Below are 23,120 nucleotides of genomic sequence, written 5' to 3' on the forward strand. Positions count from 1 at the left end.
TCAGAGCCGAGGCTCTGACCCAGCCGTTATTCCACACCAATAAAACCACCGGTTTGATGCGCCCATAACTGAGCGTAAATACCCCCTTTGGCGATCAATTCCTGATGGCTACCTTGTTCAACAATACGGCCTTGATCCAGCACTATCAGTCTGTCCATCGCTGCAATAGTGGATAAACGGTGCGCTATAGCTATCACAGTTTTGCCTATCATTAACTGAGTCAGGCTGTGCTGAATAGCGGCTTCTACTTCTGAATCCAGTGCCGAAGTTGCCTCGTCCAGAATAAGGATAGGGGCGTTTTTCAGTAGCACACGGGCAATAGCAATACGCTGACGCTGACCGCCGGATAACTTCACTCCACGCTCACCGACCTGAGCATCATAACCACTGTTGCCTTTAGGATCGGTCAGTTCCTGAATAAAGGTATCAGCTTCAGCTAAACGCGCTGCCGCAATCATTTCTGCCTCGGTAGCGCCAGGGCGGCCATACAGAATGTTTTCCCTTACTGTGCGATGCAATAACGAGGTGTCCTGAGTCACCATAGCTATATGAGCTCGCAGGCTTTCCTGCGACACCGTTTTGATGTCCTGACCATCTATTAAAATCTGGCCTGAATTGACATCGTAAAAACGCAGCAGCAAGTTCACTAAGGTGGATTTACCTGCACCGGACCGGCCAACCAAACCTACTTTTTCACCTGGTTTAATCGACAATTCCAGACCATCAATGACAGGACCATGTTCGCCAGCCACTTTACCGTAGTTAAAGTTCAGTTGTTTAAACTCGATCTGCCCTTGTGGCACATGAATGGGTTTCGCATCAGCGATGTCGACTATCTGCTGAGGCTGCGACAAGGTTGCAATGCCATCAGCCACAGTACCAATATTTTCAAACAAGGCACTGACTTCCCACATGATCCACTGCGACATGCCATTTAAGCGCAGAGCCAGACTGACTGCGATAGCAATAGAACCTACTGTGACGGCGTTTACAGTCCACAGCCATATCGCCAGCGCAGCAATAGAAAACACCAGTAAATAGTTAAGGCCTTGTACACAAATATTCAGCCAGGTAGCCAGCCGCATTTGTTTATACACAGGGACCAGAAACAGCTGCATGCTGTCCCGGGCATATTGTGACTCCCGGCTGGTATGAGAAAACAGTTTGATTGTGCTGATATTGGTATAGCTGTCGACAATACGGCCTGTCATTTCTGAACGAGCGTCAGCTTGTTCTGTAGCCACTTGCTTCAAACGAGGCACAAAGTAAAACTGCAGGCCAGTGTAGATCACTAACCAAACCAGCATAGGCAGAACCAAACGCCAGTCTGCATCTGCAATCAGATACAACATGGCGCCAAAATACACCACCACATACACCATCACATCCAGCAGCTTGGTGGCTGTTTCACGCACGGCCAAAGCGGTTTGCATCACTTTAGTGGCAATACGGCCCGCAAATTCATTCTGGTAAAAGCCTAAACTTTGCTTCAGTAAATAGCGGTGTGCCAGCCAGCGGATAGACATAGGGTAGTTACCCAGAATGGTCTGGTGAATCAGCGCAGAATGTACAAAGACTAAACCAGGCAAGACCAGTAACATCACCACAGCCATAGTGATTAACGTGTCTTTTTCTTCTTGCCAGAAGGTTTCAGGGTTTTTATTGACCAGCCAGTCAACCAGCTGTCCCATATAACCGAATAAAGATACTTCCAGCGCGGCCAGTAAAGCGGTCGCTATAGACATCAGGATCAGAGGCAGCACCATACCTTTGCTGTAATGCAGACAAAATGCAAACAAACTTTTAGGAGGTTGTGTGGGCTCGTCATCAGGGAAAGGTTTGGTTAGTCGTTCAAAAAAGCCCAGCATAAAAATCCTCAGAGGCGACGAAAAAGGCCGTTATTGTACGTCAAAGTTTAAGCTACAGATGTAACTATTTGATGAAAACCGGATTTACAGCGGTGGCTTTTTCAACCTTGCAGTTTGCCGCTCGGGCTTTATAACGACTGAACAGATTATTTGTAGAAAATATATACAAAAAAATATGAAAAAACCAAAAGGCTTGATCTCACATGAACTCAGCAGCTTAGATTTACAATAAAACCCAATATAGGTAAATATCGAAAAATCTATAACTTAGCCTGTATTCTACTGGCTTGCAAAGGCACATAAGCTTTCTACACTCAAGGTACAGAGTACCCAAATACGGGTGTTGTCTCGTTTCAAAGGAGTGCTGAAATGGATGCCAAAGAAATACTTCTCTATATGAAGCAAGCGGAATTGCAATCTGAGTTCATTGTGGAAGCTGGCCATGAACTGGACAGAGCTATTAAACAATTACAGGACTGGTCTGAAGACTGGGACTGCCAACGTCGTGCGTGTGAAGATATGTACGACGCAGTGCACTTGATCCTGATCCACAGCTATCAGCTATCCAGAATTTTCTGGCCAGCTAAATGCTGCGGAGAATTAGGACTGGACATCTGTCACAGAGCTATGGCGTTGCGCAATGAAATTAACTTGCCTGATCTGAATCATCCCCTGCGTAATGAAGCCCTTTGGCGTCATGCAGATGAACTGGACCACTCTGTGCGCGATACAGGCTCGATGCGCCGTTATAATGCTCACCACTTAACCAGCTTCAATCAGGTGATCACCTGGATGGATAACGAAGCTATGTTTTGCTGGCTTGAACCTGCCAGTAAAACTTTTGTATTCCATACCGAAGAATTTGCTCTGAAGGAACTGGTGGAGGTCGTACATCAGGTTCAGCAGGAGATCCAGCATTACCTAAAAAAGCAGCAACAGCCCAACTTAAGTCTGGCAAAACGAGCTGCTTATCAGTATGAAAAACGGTGGGCTAATTGAGAGAGTGTGGCCAAATAGTGTTCCGACAAGTGCAGACTATTTAGTGATCTTGATAAAGCCATACCCTTGAACATTTTGTACTTTGTTCTGTTGTAAGCTTTGTGCAACTTCTGCCTGAAAATCTTCAATATACAGATGCAAGTCATCCTGAAACTGTTCATCAAGCTTGCTGCGTTCATTCGCTTCGCTGGTATGTTGCACATCAAAAGCCTGCATACAAAGTTTGTGTGCTCTTTGCTCCATCTGTTGCGACACTCTTTGCTCTATTTGACTGATGGTTAAGTTGCGGCAGGTTTTCTTATAAAAGAAAATTCCGCTGAGAAGCAACAGAGCTAGTGTGAGTAGCGATAATAATTCGATCATAAGAAAGCTCCTTTTCTGATAGCTACAATTTCCTTTGCAAACCAAAGTGCGGTAAAGGGTACAACAGAGATATTGATAGCAACTATCACATATTTATACATGACATAAAGCAAGTCGGTTTCAAAAATTAATCTGTCTGCGTAACGGATCAGTTGCATTGTGCATAAAGCTAACAAGCAGACCATGATATAGCGCGTTAGCTTGCTGGCAGGGAGGTCATGTACTACGTGAACTTTATAGATGCACCAGACGCATAGTATCTCAATCGCTGCCCACGTCACATACCAAAAGGAGGAACCTAACATTGCATTGTTGGTAGATACCGCCATGACAAAAGGTTGAATCAAGTCCATAAACAAGTTGCCTACAACCCAAACTGTTAAGGCAACCCTAGAAGAGATATCCAACTTGTAGACTACGGATACAATCAGTAATAAAAAACTACCAACCCAGAACAACTTATCTACAGTGTATCCGAATTCACCCACTGTTACTGTTCCTGGCCTTTATCTTTGTCCTTGTCACCGATAGGTGGCTCGTTACCAGAGCCGCTACCAAAAGTACCAATAGGTGGTTCGTTTCCAGAACCGCTACCTAATGTACCAATAGGTGGCTCGTTGCCAGAACCACTGCCTAATGTCTCAGCAGCAAATTTAGCTTTGGCCTCTTCTGACAAGGTTACGGTATCAGCTGTGGAAGGTGCTGCTACCGTTGTGGTTTTTGCCTGACTTACAGGAACCACCGGAGTAGCTGTTGCTGTTCCTGCTGTTGGGGTATTTAAATTGATTTGCATAACGGTTCCTTTTGGTTGTCACTAAATCAGAAAACAACTGTACACGAACTGTTTATTAAAAAGCCAATATTTTTTCACAAAAAATGCAATCACTGACTGCCTGATGTGATGGTGATTGAAAAGCTCCCCAACCATCAGTGAGAGGTACGCTTTGGATAGGCAAACGCTTCTTCTACGTTCAGTGAATGGCGGGGGGATTATCGCGGAAGCACTGAATAAACTCTCGGAATCCAATGGGGGAGCAGATCATACCGTAACATCTTATCGCTGTTACCTCTTTGATACTTATCTCTGAATCGATACGCCACTACTCTTAAATTCGCGATCACACAGCTATTTTGCGTCAGTGCTGAGAAAGCTTCAGCCATTTGAAAGGCGTAGTGCGAGGCAAAGAAATAGGTCAGCACTGTAGCCACTTAAGGTTATTCCACAGCATCGCAATAAGAATGTTTATGGAGTCATCAATGAAAGACTGGCCTCATACAGGAAGCGGATTTACAGGATAAATAACATGATTGGTGTTTCACTCGAATACATTCGAAAAGTACTGGATCAAAGCCTGATGACGCATTTTGGGATGGAGGCTAGTGTCGTTGTGCTAAATAATCTGGTTGATATGAATGGGAATTCACCGCAAAAAAATCAAAACAAACTGGTAGTCACTCTGGTCAATCTGGAATATGAGATCAATAAGCAGTTTTATGGAGGACAGCGGCAGGATGCAGGGCAAATAAGTCGTATCAATCCGGCAGTCTGCTTTAATCTCGATATCCTGGTTTCCGCAAATTTCGACGAATATAGCGAAGCACTGAAGTTTCTGACCGCTACTATTGGATTTTTTCAAGAAAACCTCTCTTTTACACGAGCCAATCATCCGGCTCTTCCTGAAGGGATCTCCACTCTGCAGTTTGAGATAGAAAATTCTCCTTCAGGCAAAACTCATAATTTATGGACGGCTTTGGGGGCGAAATATTTGCCTTCAATGATTTATAAAATCAGACATGTGAGCGTGCTATCCGGCCAAACTAAGGGCGCTTTCGCTGCAGTACAAGATACATCAGCTGTGGCACAGCCATGAATAAGCAATTATTTCAAATTCAGGTGTTGCACAGCTATTTTGCGGATGGCTTGTATCAACACTGCAAAGTACTCGCAGATAGCGACACAAAAAAACTGATGGATCGATACAAACTGCTGACCAGAATGAGCAATGGAATATTTAGTGTGTATATGACATGCCAGGACAGTGTGGCGGCTTTTGTCAACTACCTGAATGACCAGTTGCAGGGCGAGCCGCTGAGATTTCTATTGGCGGCTAATCAGGAACAGTTTGTATCTATTACTGATTTACCGCTCGATTGGTGTGGTCAGGTGGGTTTAAGTTCAAAACTTGCAATCGAGGAAAAAACACAGAGTGGGACACAACTTCAACTCAAAGCTGAATGGTCCAACAGTGCGGTTAGTCAGCAAAACGTCATTGGTGTGATCTGCATTTATCTGGACGATGTGTTGGTGATGGGGGGCAACACCATCCGCTATGTCATTGAGTTCAAGGCCAGAGCTATGCATTGGGTGTATTACCTGATCAATCGCAGCCAAACGAAATTAAATAACCCAATGATTTGTAATAAAGAACGTTATTTTTTCGATGGTCCTGAGTCTGTAGTTTTGTCGAATGGAGAAAAGGGGCTTAGTTTCAACTCAGGAGACAGGCTTTTTCCTTTGGAGCAGGTCCCCACTAAATTATTCGATTTAGTGGATTGGTTGCCAGCATCAATGCACACGGAATCTCAGCCTGTTGAACACTGTTTGATCCAAGGTTTACCTACACCCAATGCAGGGCAATTTTCAGTCAGACAGAAAGATACGAATAAGTATCTGTGCAGTGAAATGTATATTTATTTGTAGTGGGCGAGCGATACCAATTTAAACAAAAATTCTCATCTGAAAGAAAGGGCGATAAACAAAATGAGCACTACCTTTGCAACCCCAGGCGTATATATTAATGAGATTAATGGATTTCCTAATTCTGTAGTTCCAGTAGCTACCGCTGTCCCTGCATTTATTGGTTATACACCAAATGCAGAATACCAGGGTAAATCTTATTACAATAAACCTTTTAAGATCAGTTCCTTCGCTGAGTTTCAAGCGATTTTCATGCTGCCTAATCCACCACCACCTGCTGATCCTGCCAGGCAATACAGTCCACAGTATTATCTGGTTGCGCAAAAAACAGCACCTACCGGAGGTGAGTATTTGTCTTTGGGCGGACAGTATTATTCGATATTGCCAGACCCTAATACGATTTACTATTTGTACAACAGCATTCGTTTGTTTTATCAAAATGGCGGGGGCGATGCCTATATAGTTGCTGTGGGTTCTTATGGCCCGGCCAGCGGAAAACCAGTAACAGACCCGATGGTCAGTGTGATCAATCCGAATGTGCAATTAGCTGATTTGCAGCGTGGTTTGGCCTTGTTAACAAAAGAGCCTGAACCGACTATGTATATATGCCCTGAAGCGACGCTGTTGTCGCTAGACGACAATACCACCTTGATGGAAACCATGTTGTTGCAGGCAGAAACCATGCAAACAGCAGTCTGTATTTTTGATGTAATTGGCGGCGCAAATCCCGACCCAATTTTATACACCAATGACATCCAAAACTTCCGCAACAGCACTGGTAGTGCAGGTCTTAACTACGGCATCAGTTATTACCCCTTTATTGGCACTACGATTATGCAGTCCACTGATATCGATTTCACCAACTTGTTTGGTGGCGATACAAAGCAGCTTTCGGCCATTCTGAACCCACCATCAGCACCAAATCCGGTTGCGGCGCAAATTCTTGGCATGATCCAGACACCTCCAGCCAAGCCATTGTCAAACAGTCAGCTTCAGGCCGCCCTTTTGGTCGCAAGCCCAGTCTATGGTCAGATCATTAATCATGTGTTGACCGAGGCAAATATTCTGCCGCCAAGTGGCGCTATGGCAGGTGTGTACGCGGTGAATGATCAGGAGGCTGGCGTCTGGAATTCTCCTGCGAATACCTCAATTGTGGGTGCGGTGTCGTTACCCATACGTTTGAGTGACAGTGATCAGGAAAATCTGAACATTGACGCAGTTTCAGGAAAATCCATCAACGCCATCCGTTTCTTTAACGGCCAGGGCATATTGATTTGGGGCGCCAGAACACTGGATGGCAATAGCCAGGACTGGCGCTATATTTCCGTGCGCAGAACCATGACCTTTCTGGAGCAATCGATCAAGTTGGCCGCTCGTGCCTATGTCTTTTCACCCAATAACGCAAACACCTGGGCAGCGCTGCAAAGCATGATCAGTAGTTTTCTAACGGGAGTCTGGCAGGACGGTGGTTTACAAGGCGCTTCTCCGGCTGCCGCTTTTAGTGTCAGCGTCGGCTTGGGCACCACCATGACTGCAGATGATTTGCTGAATGGCTATATGCGGATATCAGTCAAGGTGGCTGTGGTTCATCCTGCTGAATTTATTGTTATTTCGTTTGAACAACAACAGGCCACATCCGGTTAATTTGGGCTTGGTAGCCTGTCAGTAATTCATTAAGCAGACCGTTTTTATTTTAATTTTAATCGAGGATTTATCATGGCTGATACAGGTGTAAAAGAAGGCTCAACCTGGCCAATGCCCAAATTTCGTTTCGACGTTGACTTCGGGACTGAGTTGACAGGGATCTCGTTCCAGGAAGTGTCCGGGATGGATAAAGAGGTTCAGGTTATCGAATACCGGGCCAGTAACAATCCGTTGTTCTCCACCATAAAAATGCCCGGCATTGTGAAATATGGCAACGTCACGATGAAACGCGGAATTTTTGTTGGGGACAATACGTTCTGGAACTGGATGTCGGAAATTACCATGAACACCATAGCGCGCCGCACTGTCATCATCAGGCTGCTGAATGAGGCGGGTAAGGTGACCATGCAATGGAGTTTAGCCAATGCCTGGCCGACAAAAATCACCAGCACTGACTTGAAGTCGGATGGCAATGAAGTGGCCGTAGATACGATAGAAATTGCTTATGAGTCTTTGACGATCACCAATACAAATAATGCTTGATTTAAAAACAGGTTTTTATTTTGGCTTAGCAATTTCCCGCAGCACTGGCAGCGATGTTGGCTTTCAGGAAGTTTCAGGTTTGAGTGCGGAAATTGGAGTTGAGGAGGTGGTGAGTGGGGGCGAGAATCGTTTTAAGTATCGGTTGCCCGGTATCACCACCTACCCAAATCTGGTTTTAAAACGGGGTATTGCATCGGAAGCATCACCGCTTATTAAGTGGTGTCAGCTTACCCTTGATTCAGGTCTTGCGAAGCCAATTAGTGTCAAAGATATTTCATTGAATTTGCTGAATGAAGATGGCGAGTCCTGCATGAGTTGGGATTTTGTCAGGGCCTACCCGATCAAATGGTCGGTAAGCGATTTGAAGGCGCAGGAAAGCAGCATTTTGATTGAGACCATTGAGTTGGCCTATCAATATTTTACGGTGAACGATAGCCGGAATAAAAAATGATTTACCGGTTCAGTGTTTTATAAAAATGAATTAGTGGGTGAATAGAAATGCCAGTAGAAATTCGTGAACTCATCATCAAAACCCATATCGCGAGCCATGCGGTACGGGAAGAAAAAAGCCGTGCTGTGGAACAATCAGTATTGAGTCAGAAAATCGTCCAGGATTGTTTAAAGAAGCTGAAAAAACAATCGCCAAAAACCAGTTTTGATCGGTAAACGGAGCTTGGTGCTTATATGAGCAATATGAAGATAGTGGCGTATAGCGATGGAACCTTTACGACTAAAGTGTCCAAAGGCGACTATGAAGTCATGCTCAATCCTGAAAAACTGCAATGGAACCGCAGCATTCAATACAACGAAGAAACCAGTATCGATAGCAGTGCTCCGGCTTCCAAATACAGCAAGACGTTAAGTGAAAAGTTGAGTTTCGATCTGGTGATCGACTGCACTGGAGTGGTTGATAGCAAAAGGGTGAATTTACCAAATGAAGTGAGCAAGCTATCAAAAGTGATTTACGACTATAACGGTGACATTCACCGCCCTAATTACGTCATTATTAATTGGGGAAGTGGCCTGGCCTTTAAATGTGTATTAACCAGCTTCAATTTGTCCTACACATTTTTTAAGCCCGATGGCACTCCGCTTAGAGCTAAGGTTTCGCTTGAATTCTCGTCGTCCATTGATGCGGCCACATTGGCGAAAAAAGATGATAAAAAATCCCCTGATATGAGCCATTTGGTCAGCCTTGTTGAGGGCGACAATTTGCCGCAAATCTCTAATCAGATTTACCTCTCGCCAAATTATTATCTGCAAATCGCACAGTTTAATGGCCTGAATAAGTTCAGACGTTTGCATCCCGGAGCGGTATTAACGGTGCCGCCGCTGAAAGCTGGAAATACGACAAATGCCTAATACAAAACCTGGTGGTGTAGTGACATGTAGCATCAAGACGGCTGGCTCCGCCATACCGGATGCCTACCAGGTGTATGCCATACATATTGAGCAGACGATTAACCGCATTGCAACGGCCACTATTTCCTTGTTGGACGGCGACGCCGCCAAAGAATCTTTTGTCATCAGCGCTTCGGCTGTTTTTGTGCCAGGCAACGAGATCAGTATCGAAGTGGGCTACGACAGTAAAAACACACTGCTCTTTAGCGGCATAGTCACGAAACAATCACTGCGCGTGGCCAACTCCAGCGGCCCCATACTTGAGATCGAATGCAAAGATAAAGCGGTAAAAATGACAGTCGGGCGCAAAAGCGCTGCCTTTAGCAAAACCAAGGACAGCGATGTGATCAGTACCCTGATCCAGGCTCAGTCGGGGTTAACTGCGTCGGTCACCGCCACTTCAAACCAATTACCCGAATTGGTGCAATATTATGTGACCGATTGGGACTTCATGTTGGCGCGCGCTGAAGTGAACAGCATGCTGGTCAGCACCATCAATAATAAAGTGACGGTGTTTAATCCTGTCACAGAGACCTCTTCTGTTCTGACGTTGACCTATGGCAACAATCTTTTTGAATTTAATGCTGACCTGAACGCCATCACTCAACTGGCACAGGTCACGGCGAGCGCCTGGGATTACCCCAATCAAAAATTAACCACAGCGCAGGCTGCCAATAATCTGGCAGGCCCGGGAAATTTAAGCAGTAAAACGCTCTCTGCGGTGGTGGGGTTGGCCAACTACGAGCTACAAACAACGGCTGCAGAGAGCACTGATGAACTCCAATGTTGGGCCAAAGCGCAGATGTTAAAAAGTGAATTGTCCAAAATAACAGGGGACGCCCGCTTTCAGGGAACCGCAGTTGTTGTGCCCGGAAATTATGTGACCTTGGCCGGTATGGGAGCTCGTTTTGATGGCGATCATTTCGTGTCTTCGGTGCGGCATGACATTTCTGATGGCAATTGGGCTACCGAAGTCAATATTGGCTTGTCGCAAGAATGGTTTGTGCAAGAACATGAAGTGGAAGCGCCTTCTGCGGCGGGGCTAGTTCCCGGCATTGCAGGCTTGTTTAACGCGACTGTCGTCAAAATAAACGCCGATCCGGATAGCGAATATCGAATTCTGGTTGAGGTTGCGTTGTTTAACGACAAAGGGGCAGGTTTATGGGCAAGGCTGGCCAATTTTTATTCCACCCAAGGGCAAGGCGCATTCTTTTTACCTGAAGTTGGCGACGAAGTCATTCTGGGTTTTTTAAATCAGGACCCGCGTTATCCGGTGATACTCGGCAGTGTTTACAGTCAAAAAAACAAGCCATATTCCGATTTTACTCCAAATGAAAAAAACAGCATGAAAGGCATAGTCACTAAAAGTGAGCTGCGCATCATGTTTGATGACGAAAACAAAATACTGACACTGACCACGCCGGGGCAAAACACCGTTGTGCTGGATGACAAAAATAAGCAGATCGAAGTGAAAGACGAGAATAGCAACTCACTGCTGATGACCTCGTCGGGTATCACCATCAAAAGTGATAAAGACATTAACTTACAGGCTGGGCAAAAGGTCAGTATCAAGGGCAATACCGGCATCGATATTCAAAGCTCAGGTGGCGATGTCAGCACGACAGGGAACAATATTAAGGAAACGGCCCAGCTGCAGTATACGGCAAAAGGCAATATGACAGCTCAGGTTCAAGGTGGCACAGAGTTAATACTGAAAGCCGCTATGGTCATGATTAATTGAGTATTAGGGAGAACCTATGCCACCTGCCGCCCGTTTAACTGATTTTCACACTTGCCCTATGGTGACTCCGGGATTGCCACCTATCCCTCATGTCGGAGGCCCTATAACCGGGCCTGGTGCACCTACAGTGCTGATTGGTAAATTGCCGGCTGCCAAAGTCGGTGATATGGCGGTTTGCGTTGGTCCACCGGATTCGATAGTGAAAGGGTCGTCCACTGTCATGATTAATAATATGCCTGCCGCCAGAATGGGGGACTCTACGGCGCATGGTGGTTCTATTGTGTTGGGTTGTTTTACCGTCATCATTGGAGGCTAAGTGATCAAGCATGAATGAAAGTAGCTTCTTAGGAACAGGCTGGTCGTTTCCACCTGTATTTGATAACGCGAATTACCAACTGCAGCTGAGTTCCGGCGAAAGCAATATAAATCAGTCGATTGACTTGCTGATGAAAACGCCACGAGGTAGCCGTAGTTTGATGCCCAATTACGGCTGCGATTTATGCCGTTACCTGTTTTGCCGTCTTGATGCGACCTTACAGGAAGAAATGATTCAATCGGTTAAAACAACTTTGTTGAATAGTGAACCGAGGATTAGCGTGGAGGATGTTGATATTTCGCTGTCTGAGGACGGGAGTATCGCGACTTTGTCCATTTCGTACAAAATCAAGCAAACGAATACACGCCACAACCATGTATTCCCATTCTCACTGCTTGAGGGCACTAACTTGCCGGTCAGCCAGTTATGAATGCAGATGCCATTGCGGAAAATCGCTGTAGTCAACTTGCCAGGGCGCTGGACCCCGGCAGTATCAAAGTTGATGGACGAAACAACCGTGATCGGCTGGCTTTTGTTGCCGCATTTTCTCAATTAATTTTGTATTACGATCAAAACAATCAACGAGCTGGTCATTGGCAGTCTTTTTTTATGAAAGACCCCTGCATTTTGCTCGCTGCGATCAGTAAAACGGATTACAGCTTTTATCATGCCGAATTCATGCTGTTAGAAGGGGGGAAGTTGAAATCACAAACCGGCGACGCTGACTATGTCAACCGGTTGATCCCCTTGCTGCAAACCCTGTTTGCAACCATTAATAAATGGTTTTACTTCATGGGGCTAAATGCAAGTGCCAAGACTGACAGCTTGCATCTTTTTCTAAAAAAAATGATAGAAGAAACACTAGCCTGCCAACTCTCCTCCATGCTCGCATTGCAGCAACGTATCTGTACTGCAACTAAGGGAATGGTTAATGCGCCTGACACCGCTTTTTATCGCAGCTTCGAGCCGGTTTGGTTCAACGGCCAAAACAGCCAGCGTGGTTTATCATTAACGGATGAAACAGACCCAGTTGCCATTGGATCACTGGCTAACAATTGCAGCCGCATTTTTCACAGCCTATTTGATGTCTTTGTGCAGGTTATTGAGCATGCGACACAGGCTTTTTATCAACAGGAAAATCAACCAACTCCTTACCCCGATACAGCCTTGCTAATGGCTTTTAGCCGGTTAATGGAAACGCAACAAGAGGTCATTAACCAGTTCAGCACAAAGCATCTCGATTTTTATTATGATCATATCCTGCAGCAATCTTTGCAGATCGCACAGGCCGATCAGGTATTTGTCTGCCTGAAACTGGCCGACAAAGCTCAGCCACTGAACCTGCCTGCCGGCACCTTATTCAAGGCGGGGAGCTATCCCGATCAGAGCGGGATAATGTTTGCCAATCCGGCCGACACTGAAATCAACCATGCCATGATTTCATCGGTGCAGACACTTTATTATGATCAAACCCATCCGGACGCCAGGGTTTTGTATCTGAACACCATAGCTAAGCCGGCTCAGGTTTCACGCAACCCGTTAGAGGAGATAGTCAGTTGGGATGGCTTTGGCAATAATGAAGGGCTGCCAGTGCAACAAGGCTTTGCTCTGGCATCTCCTCTATTGTTTTTGCAGGGGGGGCTGAGGACTATCAGTGTTACGTTAACCTTTCAAAGCGATTATTCTTTATCACCCTCTGCTGAGCTTGCCGATTTTATCCAGGCTTTCCCAAATAGCCAGTTTTACTTAAGCACAGAAAAAACCTGGTTTACGCTGAGCCATGGGGATATCAAGATCCTTCCTGCCCCTTGTGGTGTAGAGATAAAGATCACGCTGCCACCGGAAGCACCCTCCATAGTCGCTTTTACAAAAAGCCCGGATGGTTTTAGTAGTGCCTGGCCCATGCTCAAAATAACACTGAGTCCTTCGGTCGACTTAAGCCTGCCTCCCAGTCTGGCGAAGGTCAATATTCAGGTTCAGGTTGACCAGTTCAGTCATTTCTCATTAGCAAACACTAGTTCGCCATTACCCAATACCGGGTTGCAACAACTATTCGGCCCTGTGCCCGAAGTGGGGGACTGTTTTTATGTTGGCAGCAATGAGTGCTTCGCCAAGCCGATCAGCTCGCTTACGCTGAATATCAACTGGGATAAATTGCCGTCTAATTTTTCCGATTATTACGCTCAGTACAACCAGTATTTATTTACCCAGGGAACTGCGGAAATACTATCGCTGGCTGCAGCAGCAGTAACTGCAGCGACCACCGCGGTCGGTGATGTTAAAACAGCGGCAAAACAAGCCAAAGGAACATCCGCTGAAACTGCGGTCGCGGCAGCAAAGGATGCTGTGATAGCGGCACAGGCCGCAATGACCGCTGCAAGCACGGCAATAAAGGCAGCAAAGGTCGCAGCAGAAGCAGCATCTCAGCCTTTAGCCACTGCACAGGAAATAGCATCAGCAACGGCGGCAATAGCTTCAGCGTCAGTCGCTACGAATAATGCGTCAGTCGCAGCGAATAATGCATCAGTCGCGGCGAAAAATGCATCAGTTGCGGCAGTTGGAACAGTGTCGGCTGCGGCAGCAGTAAAAGCAGAAAGTACAGCAACGGCTTTAGCTACCGCGGCAGAGAATATAGCTATTGCAACAGCTGCATCAACATTTACGAATACATCATTTACAGGGCATTGGAGTTTACTGACATCAACTCATTGGCAAGTGCTGAACCCTGAAACTGGCGTCAGCCCGTTACCGCCAGTCAAGCCAGTGACGCGTCCATCTATTTTTGAACGAATAGTAAGGGTGATTGTAGGGTGGATTGCGTTGTTAAGCCCGATCCTTCCGCCATTCTTCCGTCGCCAGGTGCCGCTGAACATGCCAACCGGCGATTCGCCACAGCTGACTGAAGAGCCACAAATGGACTCGCCAGCGCCAACACAGATGGCATTCACTCCAGATGCTGTTTGTTTGTTTCAGCAGTCGTCTAGTCCGCCTGGTCTTAATCTGCAAAGCAGCAGCTTTACTTTTACATTCAACCCCATCTGCACCGCTATACCGCAGCTTGCACTGTCGCCATTGGCCGGGGTCACTGATGCGAACAATGGCTATCTGCGGTTTGATTTGGAAACACCTGATGATGCTTTTGGCAATAGCCTGTACGCCCAGGTGATTTCGTACATCAGTTTTAATAATGCGCAAGCGCTGATGATCAATAAAAGTAAAGCAAAACCTCTACCGATGCCAAACCCGCCTTACAGTCCAAAGCTGTCCAGCTTACTGGGCAGTTATACCGCCAGTGCAGTGACAGAAATTTCTCCAGAGCAGAACGCTGATCCTTTGGCCTATCCGCTGGAGCTTTACCACTATGGTTCGTTCAAGCCTTATCTTGCTTACGATGCGACGAACACTGCGCAAGCTTATGGTTTTTGCAATCTGACGCCGCAAGAGGCTGTTTCAGCGAAGCTGCCCCTGTTTGCAGGCGTTGGAGGGCAAGGTTGTTTGTATCTGTCACTCAGTGGGGTTGTTGCACCTTGCAGCTTAACCTTGTTTGCCGAAATAAGCGCGGATGACAATCAAGCCTCAATAGAGAATGGCAGCATTGGCTATTACTACTGGACAAATAACGGTTGGCAGCCAATTWAGGTGTTGCAAAACGATACCAACAACCTGACTTGTCCGGGCATTATCACCTTTGCTATTCCGTCATTGACGTCCGTCGATCTTCGGCTGACCGCTGCCGAACAGCAGCTTAGCGTGCTTCAGCAACTGAAGATCGAACAAGCGGAGATGAACCTGTCTTACCTTGCGTCACCCATCATGCCCAATGCTGATTTCTGGTTGGCGATAGCGACMAAACCCAATGGCAAGGCCATCAACATCAAATTTAGTTATTTGGATACTCAGGCAGTAAAGTTGACTCGCGTTTCAACAGTTGGCTTGCCTGCAGGTGAAATACCGCAAATCGATGCAAACAGCATTAGCGCTACGCAAAACAAATTGGCGCAAATTGCCAGCATTACGCAGCCATTTCCTTCATTTGGTGGATTGCCCGCTGAAAACAGAAACAGCTATGGCGGCTACAGCAGTTTTTATCGGCGTGTCAGTGAGCGGCTGAACAATAAAGACAGATGTGTCACACCCATCGACCTGGTGGATATGGCTCACAGCGCCTGCATGAATTTGTTTTATGCCAAAGCTATCACAGGAAAGGGTGGTGCTGTTCGCATTGGCTTAGTCAAAGGCTACTCCAATGCACAACTACCCAACGCGTTCAGGCCTGTGGTTGACGCTCTGGATCAGGCCGCAATAGTTCAGCATATTGCATGCCGAACCTCGGCCATGACGAAGCTCAGTGTATTTAACCTGAAACATCAGATCGTGAGGATTAGCACCACATTACTTATTGAGCCACAGGCCAATGCAAATGCAATGGAAAAGGCCATAAATCAGCAATTAAGAGTCTACTTATCACCTTGGATCCGCAGTGATTTACCGCAAAGAAGTCTGACGCAGGACATTAATCAATCTGAATTAATCCGATTTTTATCTGCTCAGGCTGGTGTGGTCTCAGTGTCAGGTTTAAGCCTGATGGTTTGTGTTGAAGTTGATAACGACGATGAGTCGGTATTGGTGTCACACCAGCAGCATGCAATAACACTGGTTACAGTTGCCGGAGGCCAGGCATGACGGGCGATGATAATTACATTATCGATGAACCGCTGCCCGATGCGCTTAATTTTGCAGTGCTGAAGCGGGACGGAATAAAACAACTGCAGACCTTGTCCGGAAAGGTGTGGACCAATTATAACGAGAGTGATCCGGGTATCACTATTCTCGATCAACTCTGTTACGCCCTGACTGAATTAGGCTATTGCGCACAATTTCCGATAGCCGATGTGCTGACACAAGCTGACGGAACTATTCATTTTCAGGATCAGTTCTTTGAGCCCCAAAATATTCTGACATCTACTCCTGTTACGCCCGATGACTATCGCAAACTGGTGCTGGCTCATGTGCCGCAAGTACGGGTAATTTATATTGAGCCAGAGTCTGTTTCCGTTCCTGCACCAGGGGGCGACAGCGGTCAAACCCTATACACGGGGCGCTACAAAAGTTATCTGAGTTTAAAGGATAGCTCCGGACAAACGGATGTCGATCAGATCATCAACGCTGTGCATGTCCTGCTGAACCAGCACCGCAATCTTGCCGAGTGGTTCCTGCGTCCTAAAAGTCTGACACCGGTAGAGCTCCAACTGGCAGGCACCGTGTGGCTCACTCCATCAGCGAATGCTGCGAAAGTAGAGAGCCTGATAGCGCAAGCTTTACTTAACTATGCGGCTCCTGCCGCAGTTCAATCCGGCTATAAAGAGCTTTTAGCCCAGGGTATTAACCCGGAAGATATTTTTAATGGACCCAAAACCTGTAACGGCTGGATCGCGGGAAAAGATGCGCTTAAAGCGCAATGCCTGAGTGTCAGTCTGTCTGACTTGACTGGCCTGATTGCTGGTATAGATGGCGTGTGGTACGTGGAAAGTCTGAGCTTTAGCGGCTATGCCAACACGAATGCCATTGCGATCAAAAAAACCGAACTGCCCAATTTCACGCTTTCTGACACATTCAAATTAGTGCGAAATGGCATACAGCTGAACACAGAGCCAAATCAGTCTGGCCAGCCGTATTTAGCTGCACTGAGCTCAAAGCATCAGGCTGCAAGTGTGGAGGCGAAAATTGATTTATTTCCCGAATTACCGCAGGGCAACTATCGCAACATTGAAGACTATTACTCTGTACAAAACACCTTCCCGGATGTTTATGGCATAGGCTATAACTCGCTTCAGTCCGATGCGGGTTCTGATGTGGGGAATTATCGGGTTGCGCAGTCGCGCCAGTTGAAAGGCTATCTGATGGCTTTTGATCAATTACTGGCCAACCAATTTTCTCAGGTTGCGCATATAGGCGATCTGTTTTCGTTCGGGACTCCTCACAGCAAACCAGAGCAGACCGGTTTACCCAACCCGGGCATTTACTACAAAAAATTCACCACCACATACCATTGTCAGCCGCTGTATGACATTCCTCAGGTTAAGCCATTGTTGCGGGGGCATGAGGCATTTCATGATCAGATCGATCCAACCAAACCGGGCGATCAGGTTGAAAATGAAGCCTGGAAAAAATACAAAAATTTTCAATTTAATGAATACATATACGGCTTGCGCCAACACATGGAAAACGAGTCGGAGGCAACAACCCGGCGGGATGCCATGTTGTCTCATCTGATGGCCCGTCACGGAGATGACGCGATTTTGTATGATGAGATGATCGAGACGTGCCAATGGTTTGGTAGCAAGCTCAAGACGCGCATTATCGTAAAAACCATCTGGCTGCAAAATTTTGAATTGTTGTCCTATAACCGCACTCGCGCCTTCAATGTGAGTGCGATCAACCTGTTACCTATGCCCGGTGATGCCTCTATTATCAATGGGCTCTGTATACATGAAGCCGCCAGCTCCAATACGGTTGATACTCAAGGCGGCAATGCGGCAAAACAACAGTGGTGGCACAGGCCTGTTTTTCCAACCCTGGATGGAGAAGTGGATCAGGCAAAGATTTTTTCCGAAGCCAGGTTAAAGCCCTCTGATTTTGAATACTTTTCGGCCTTTGAGCATAAAGCAGGTATTTTGCTCGGTCTGCCTGGGCGCTGGCGATCTCTTGCCGCAAAATTGTATGCCTTGCTTGATACCCCAGATTTCCACGACTGGTTAAACAGTTGCGAGCCAAGTTATCGCTTAGCTGATTCGGATATTTCGGTTATTCGTGGTCAAGGGCAAGATAAAAAACATCAATTGTTTGAGGGCAATCAATGCTTGATGGATATCGTCTGTTCTTCCGCTGCCACCGCAGAAGATTATCAACAGTACGCGGACCAATTGCTCTGGCTGTCCACTCAACGAAAAGGCTTTTTGCTGATTGAATCCATACTGCTGGTGGGCAACCCACAACCCCAGGTCGTAGCGCCGTATTTTTTATCAGCCAGCCTGATTTTTCCAGACTACGTGACGCTGATCCAGCAGCCAAAATTTCAGAACTTTATCGATACTTTGGTGAGTTTGCATTGGCCGGCATATGTCGAGATGCACTATGTACCGACCTCTTTTGATGCGATGAAGGGCATCATTTCAAACTATGTGGACTGGAAAAATAACAGGGATAACTGTAATTCCCTCCGTCATGTTTTGAGCCAAAAGAAAGCCGACGATCCGACTGTAGCTGTGACCAGAAAAGCAGCAAAGGCGGCCTTTGATCTGTGTAACGCGTCAAAAAGTGAACTCGCATCAAAGCTTGGCTTATCAGCGGGAAAAGTGGAGGCGGTACAAGCATGACAACCAGCCACCTGATAGCCCAATGCTGCTGGCAAACCGGCTTTGATCAAGAAGCCAAAGTTCAGGAGCTTCAGGATTTCATCAGCCTGTGGAGCAATACAGCGCTCACCGAACTGCTGGAGCAATGTTTCAATGAACTCTGTCCCACCACACAAACCTGGCGTATTACCAGCTTGGACCTGGATTTGGGAGATATTCTGTTCGACGATTTGGCGTACGAACTACCCAGACGATTAACTGCATGTGTACATAGAGCTTTGGGAAAAATGCTCGCTCATGAGCAAATTGCTGTGGCATCTCATGATGGCGGCACGTTGCAGATTATGGACCATGTTGAATCAATGCAAGACTTTGTGACCTGGTTTTTACAACATGGAACCGCGCCCTGGTGGTTTAGCGGCACTGAAAGTGCGTTGCAAATACTGGATCGACAACTGGAGCATAACCCCAGCGCAACCATCGATACCATCCGTTATTTGGGCCGTTCACAGAGAGTGCGGCAACGCCTTGTCTGGCAATTAGGTGAGGCCCGTATTCGTCGCATCATCCGGCTACTGGAACCCTGGCAGGGAGATTTCATCTGTATTTTTGCAGACGATCTTTTCACCCTGCAAGAGGAGCGGCACTTGCCAGCATCCGGTGCCGCTGCATTCAGGGAATCTGTCTGGCTGACTATTCTGAAACACCTGCTGGTGGATAGAGGCACTTTGTTTAACACCACCAGCTTTGTTCGCGCCAACCTTTGGCAAGTTGCGCAGCACTATCAAATCGATTACCAGAGGCTGCTTGATCAAATGTATCAGGCTGTAGCGGCACTTGAATCATTGGGAGCAGTCTCCCTGACTTTTTTCAACGCCATTAAAATGATTTACCGGCAGGATCACGGCACTAGTCTGACCGTAGTAGTTCAATCCGCGGAACCACCAGACCTTTGGCTCGCATTACAAAAGATGTTGCATTACGGACTCAGGCGACAGGCTGTTGGACCGGATACAGTGCAAGTGGACGAATTATTTTCAGTACTGGCCCACCAGGATGCTGCACGTATGGCCAAGCTGTTGCTCCTTGAAGGTCACTCAGTTAAAGCCCGGCAAGGCATATTGAAACATTTTTCTTTCACCGAATTGGCCTTGCTGGTGCAAGTCGCAGAACCACAACAGCATTCCTTTATTCTGGCGCACGTTCAGCAAACACAAGCACAGGTCAGAAAACAGAATTGGAACAAAGAAACGGTATGGCAAGTCGTACTGGCTTACCTTTTGACAGCGCGCAGCTCGAAATTTAATCGTCGCCAATTGGTTCATGAAACTTTGCTGGAGCTCTGCAAGTTACATGGGTTTGAATTGGCCGTGTTTTTAGATCTGTTAATTCATAGCGTACAAACAGAACATCCAAATCATCAACATTTTGAACTCTTGGGAATTTTCCAAGAGTTAAGACGTGAACAAAACAGACGGCATCGTGCTGCTGGCGTCAGAACATCCTATTGGCAGGCGGCTTTGCACTATCTGAAAACGGGAACTGATGGCGGTTATGGCATAGTGGCTGGGACGCAGGGTCAACTGATACTCGATAGCCTGAGTGGTGCAGGAGCTAAGCAATCACTCGTCATGCTGCTAGGTGCCGCAGAATTACACAGAACCAGCAATGAACTGCTTAGCCTGAGATTGCTCAGGTTGGTGGGGGCCGCCGATCTGTCTCTATTGATCGATCGGCTTGAACCTGAGGCGACAGAGTTTTGTGTATCACTGATCGACAGCCTGTTGTTTTGGCAAAAGAGAGCTGAATTGCCTGCCCTGGATGGTGTTGATCTGGCGTATCAGGTCCCAGCCTTGTTAATCCAGACGTTAGCTGGAGCGTCTAAGGCCAGACAGGGCGCTCAGAGTGGCTTTGACCTGGCTGTTTTTTGGCGTGACTTTGTTGCGCTAATGAAGCAAAAGTGTGGGGTAAATAGTTCTGCACTTTCTCAGCAGATTGCACAATGTCTGGTTCAGGATCTGTGTTGGTCTAACCAGAATGCAACACCTGCCCGGGGCTTCGTTCTAAAGCATGCCTCGGTTCATATTCCAATTCATATTCCAATACATAGTTCAATTCATAGCTCGATTCAGCATTTATCGAACTCATTATTGTCAGTTATACAAGCAGGGATAGGGGGAGCTGGTGCGGCCCCTTCTTCCCAACATTTATTGGCACAGCTCAAGACTGGCCATGATGTTTTCAGTGTTGTGCCGGACAATAACTGGAGTTCTGACGAACTCTTGTCTGCGCTGCGACATTGCTTAATCCCACAAGGTGCTGGCTCGGTTAGTCCTTTGTCAGAGGGACTTGACGCGGTGCCGCTGGCAGTACTCTGGCGACAACTGGAGCGAGAGGACAGGCATAGTATCTCTGACTGGCTGGAGCGCCAGCCGGATAAATATCTTCTGCTGAACATACTCAGCCACAAGAGTGATAGTCAGCCTATTGGCCACTGGCTTTCGAAGCAACTTCCTGACGAACTGAAACCAGCGAAAGACACTATTAAACACTGGGCCTTGCTGTGGCAGAAAGCAGGCTATTGGCAAGGTGCCAGCGCTGTGTTGGAGAAACATCTGGCCGAAATATTCTGGACTCTGAGCTTTGATGCCAGAGCACATCATCTATCGGCCAGTGAATTGCTTGTCAGAATGATCGCCAGTGCCTGTTTACGACTCAATGTACCTTTGTCTGACTGCGTTGAAAGCTTCAGACAACAAAAGCATCTTTTACAAAAAACGCATTGGAATAATGCCTACAGGCTATTGATTGACCGGACATCGAAAAAAGCAGAGCAGGGCCCAAAGTTATCCGTTCAGCCGGATAATTCAACTCCTGCAGAAGCACATAAAGACAAAGCCGGGGCCACTAACGATTTCAGTCAAGACTATCTGGCTGGGTATTTAAATCACCCAGCTTTTATTGACATCGCCCGTTGCATGTTACAGCAGGGGCACCCTCCTTCCTGGCTCAAGATTGCCCGGCCTATAGATTTGAGTCGGTTGTTATTTGACGTATTTACAGTCAACCCCAAACTGTTAAAGGCGCTGCTGGGTGACTTACAACATCAGCATGGGGTGATGTTTCGGCTGCTTAGTATTGTGCCATTTTCCTGGCTTATGGATGCGATGCGTGTCGCTGAGCCACAGCAACAGACTGGTATTTTGCTGCTGGATAAATTTCAGCGTTGTCTGCAGAGGCTTGAAATACCCAATTCAACCGCACGGCAGCGTGACGCATTGTTATTTCAGCTGGTTTTGAAACATTGGCTTAATAATGATTGGGGCGCATTAGCACCTGACAAATTCGTCAGCAATTTTTTATATCAGTTGATGCGTCAACAGCAGGTTGACATCGCTGTACTACAAACAGCTTTTGCTCCCCAACTGAAGTCATTAGCAAAACCTTTGCAGCTTGCAACGACAAAAGTGCTCAATAACACCGAAGTGCTCTCTGCTAAAAAATCGCCTCATGCCAATGCAGTCAATGACACGAAGAGCCTTGAGGCAAGATTGGCGGACGCCATCACAGCCGCTAAAAATCCAGTCGCCAACAGCAGTCCAATGCGAATAACCAATGCCGGTTTGGTCATTCTGCAAGGTTTTATCACTATGTTGTTTTCCCGGCTGGGGCTGGTTGAAAACGAGCAATTCGTCAGCCCCCTCGCTCAGCGACGTGCCGTGCATTACTTACAGTTTTTAGTAACAGGGCGCAGTGAAACGGCTGAACAGCACTTGGTGCTGAATAAATTGCTCTGCGGTTTAGCACTGCATGAGCCTGTAGAAGTCGGCATCGATATTTCTGCCGATGAGGCCGATCTTTGTCACGGCCTGCTGAATTCCGTGATCGGCTATTGGGAGGCAATAGGCAGTAGTTCGGTGGATGGATGCCGGGGGGATTGGTTAGTGAGAGAGGGGTCGTTAACGGATGCAAAGGATCATTGGGATTTGGTGGTGGACAGGCGAGCCTATGACGTGCTGTTGGCGCGAGCTCCTTTTTCATATTCCGTGATCAAATTGCCCTGGATGGAAAAAGCGATTTATGTGACATGGCCAACCTAACGGATGTCCGGCTGATGGAGCAATGAAACAACGTTATTAATGTTTGAATAATCGGATAAAAATGAGGAACTTATGAATACTTACAATGAAAA

General features: G+C 46.8%; 18 protein-coding genes. 14 read left to right on the forward strand and 4 right to left on the reverse strand.

Annotated features, from left to right (window positions below; all coding sequences use genetic code 11):
- Positions 1 to 26 precede the first annotated feature (26 nt).
- Positions 27 to 1,868, reverse strand: a complete 1,842-nt coding sequence (locus P3C17_RS16080) for an ABC transporter ATP-binding protein (RefSeq protein WP_300930388.1) — start codon at positions 1,866 to 1,868, stop codon at positions 27 to 29.
- Between the two features lie 369 nt (positions 1,869 to 2,237).
- On the opposite strand from P3C17_RS16080, the gene P3C17_RS16085 reads away from it, so the two are divergent.
- Complete coding sequence (locus tag P3C17_RS16085) at positions 2,238 to 2,867, forward strand: hypothetical protein (protein ID WP_300930389.1); 630 nt, start codon at positions 2,238 to 2,240, stop codon at positions 2,865 to 2,867.
- 36 nt (positions 2,868 to 2,903) lie between these two features.
- Here the strand turns inward: P3C17_RS16085 and P3C17_RS16090 are convergent, their stop codons facing one another.
- From P3C17_RS16090 to P3C17_RS16100, 3 genes are read right to left on the reverse strand one after another with little or no spacing between them, the layout of a single operon-like run.
- Positions 2,904 to 3,230 (reverse strand): hypothetical protein, encoded by a 327-nt coding sequence (locus tag P3C17_RS16090; protein ID WP_300930390.1) that lies wholly within the window; start codon positions 3,228 to 3,230, stop codon positions 2,904 to 2,906.
- A complete protein-coding gene (locus P3C17_RS16095; protein WP_233079877.1) occupies positions 3,227 to 3,718 on the reverse strand; it encodes a hypothetical protein in 492 nt (163 codons plus the stop codon). Before P3C17_RS16095 ends, P3C17_RS16090 begins: the two co-directional genes overlap by 4 nt.
- Before the next feature lie 2 nt (positions 3,719 to 3,720).
- Positions 3,721 to 4,023 carry a hypothetical protein gene (locus P3C17_RS16100; protein ID WP_300930391.1) on the reverse strand — a complete coding sequence of 101 codons (303 nt, stop codon included), beginning with the start codon at positions 4,021 to 4,023 and terminating at the stop codon, positions 3,721 to 3,723.
- A gap of 511 nt (positions 4,024 to 4,534) precedes the next feature.
- On the opposite strand from P3C17_RS16100, the gene P3C17_RS16105 reads away from it, so the two are divergent.
- The 13 genes from P3C17_RS16105 to P3C17_RS16165 all read left to right on the forward strand — a co-directional run bounded on the left by P3C17_RS16105 (position 4,535) and on the right by P3C17_RS16165 (position 23,028).
- Positions 4,535 to 5,101 carry a DUF4255 domain-containing protein gene (locus P3C17_RS16105; protein WP_300930392.1) on the forward strand — a complete coding sequence of 189 codons (567 nt, stop codon included), beginning with the start codon at positions 4,535 to 4,537 and terminating at the stop codon, positions 5,099 to 5,101.
- Positions 5,098 to 5,931 (forward strand): hypothetical protein, encoded by an 834-nt coding sequence (locus tag P3C17_RS16110; RefSeq protein WP_300930393.1) that lies wholly within the window; start codon positions 5,098 to 5,100, stop codon positions 5,929 to 5,931. Before P3C17_RS16105 ends, P3C17_RS16110 begins: the two co-directional genes overlap by 4 nt.
- A 249-nt stretch (positions 5,932 to 6,180) precedes the next feature.
- A complete protein-coding gene (locus tag P3C17_RS16115; RefSeq protein WP_300930394.1) occupies positions 6,181 to 7,572 on the forward strand; it encodes a phage tail sheath C-terminal domain-containing protein in 1,392 nt (463 codons plus the stop codon).
- 72 nt (positions 7,573 to 7,644) lie between these two features.
- Positions 7,645 to 8,115, forward strand: a complete 471-nt coding sequence (locus P3C17_RS16120; RefSeq protein ID WP_127023245.1) for a phage tail protein — start codon at positions 7,645 to 7,647, stop codon at positions 8,113 to 8,115.
- Positions 8,108 to 8,566, forward strand: coding sequence for a phage tail protein (locus tag P3C17_RS16125; protein WP_300930395.1), 459 nt, complete (start codon positions 8,108 to 8,110; stop codon positions 8,564 to 8,566). The genes P3C17_RS16120 and P3C17_RS16125 overlap by 8 nt, the downstream gene beginning before the upstream one ends.
- Positions 8,567 to 8,613: 47 nt before the next feature.
- A complete protein-coding gene (locus P3C17_RS16130; protein WP_300930396.1) occupies positions 8,614 to 8,781 on the forward strand; it encodes a DUF5908 family protein in 168 nt (55 codons plus the stop codon).
- 18 nt (positions 8,782 to 8,799) lie between these two features.
- Positions 8,800 to 9,477: a peptidoglycan-binding protein gene (locus P3C17_RS16135; protein WP_300930397.1), complete on the forward strand. Its 678-nt coding sequence runs from the start codon at positions 8,800 to 8,802 to the stop codon at positions 9,475 to 9,477.
- A complete protein-coding gene (gene vgrG / locus P3C17_RS16140; protein WP_300930398.1) occupies positions 9,470 to 11,257 on the forward strand; it encodes a type VI secretion system tip protein VgrG in 1,788 nt (595 codons plus the stop codon). The genes P3C17_RS16135 and vgrG overlap by 8 nt, the downstream gene beginning before the upstream one ends.
- A 16-nt stretch (positions 11,258 to 11,273) precedes the next feature.
- Entirely contained in the window at positions 11,274 to 11,573 is a 300-nt protein-coding gene (locus tag P3C17_RS16145) for a PAAR domain-containing protein (RefSeq protein ID WP_300930399.1), read from the forward strand.
- A gap of 10 nt (positions 11,574 to 11,583) precedes the next feature.
- Entirely contained in the window at positions 11,584 to 12,003 is a 420-nt protein-coding gene (locus P3C17_RS16150) for a GPW/gp25 family protein (RefSeq protein WP_300930400.1), read from the forward strand.
- Positions 12,000 to 16,256, forward strand: a complete 4,257-nt coding sequence (locus P3C17_RS16155; protein ID WP_300930401.1) for a hypothetical protein — start codon at positions 12,000 to 12,002, stop codon at positions 16,254 to 16,256. Before P3C17_RS16150 ends, P3C17_RS16155 begins: the two co-directional genes overlap by 4 nt.
- A complete protein-coding gene (locus tag P3C17_RS16160; protein ID WP_300930402.1) occupies positions 16,253 to 18,949 on the forward strand; it encodes a hypothetical protein in 2,697 nt (898 codons plus the stop codon). The genes P3C17_RS16155 and P3C17_RS16160 overlap by 4 nt, the downstream gene beginning before the upstream one ends.
- The gene (locus P3C17_RS16165; protein ID WP_300930403.1) at positions 18,946 to 23,028 is read left to right on the forward strand and encodes a contractile injection system tape measure protein; all 4,083 of its coding nucleotides are present in this window, start codon (positions 18,946 to 18,948) and stop codon (positions 23,026 to 23,028) included. Before P3C17_RS16160 ends, P3C17_RS16165 begins: the two co-directional genes overlap by 4 nt.
- Positions 23,029 to 23,120: the final 92 nt, after the last annotated feature.

This window comes from Rheinheimera sp. 1928-s, assembly GCF_029269265.1.
GTDB lineage: Bacteria > Pseudomonadota > Gammaproteobacteria > Enterobacterales > Alteromonadaceae > Pararheinheimera.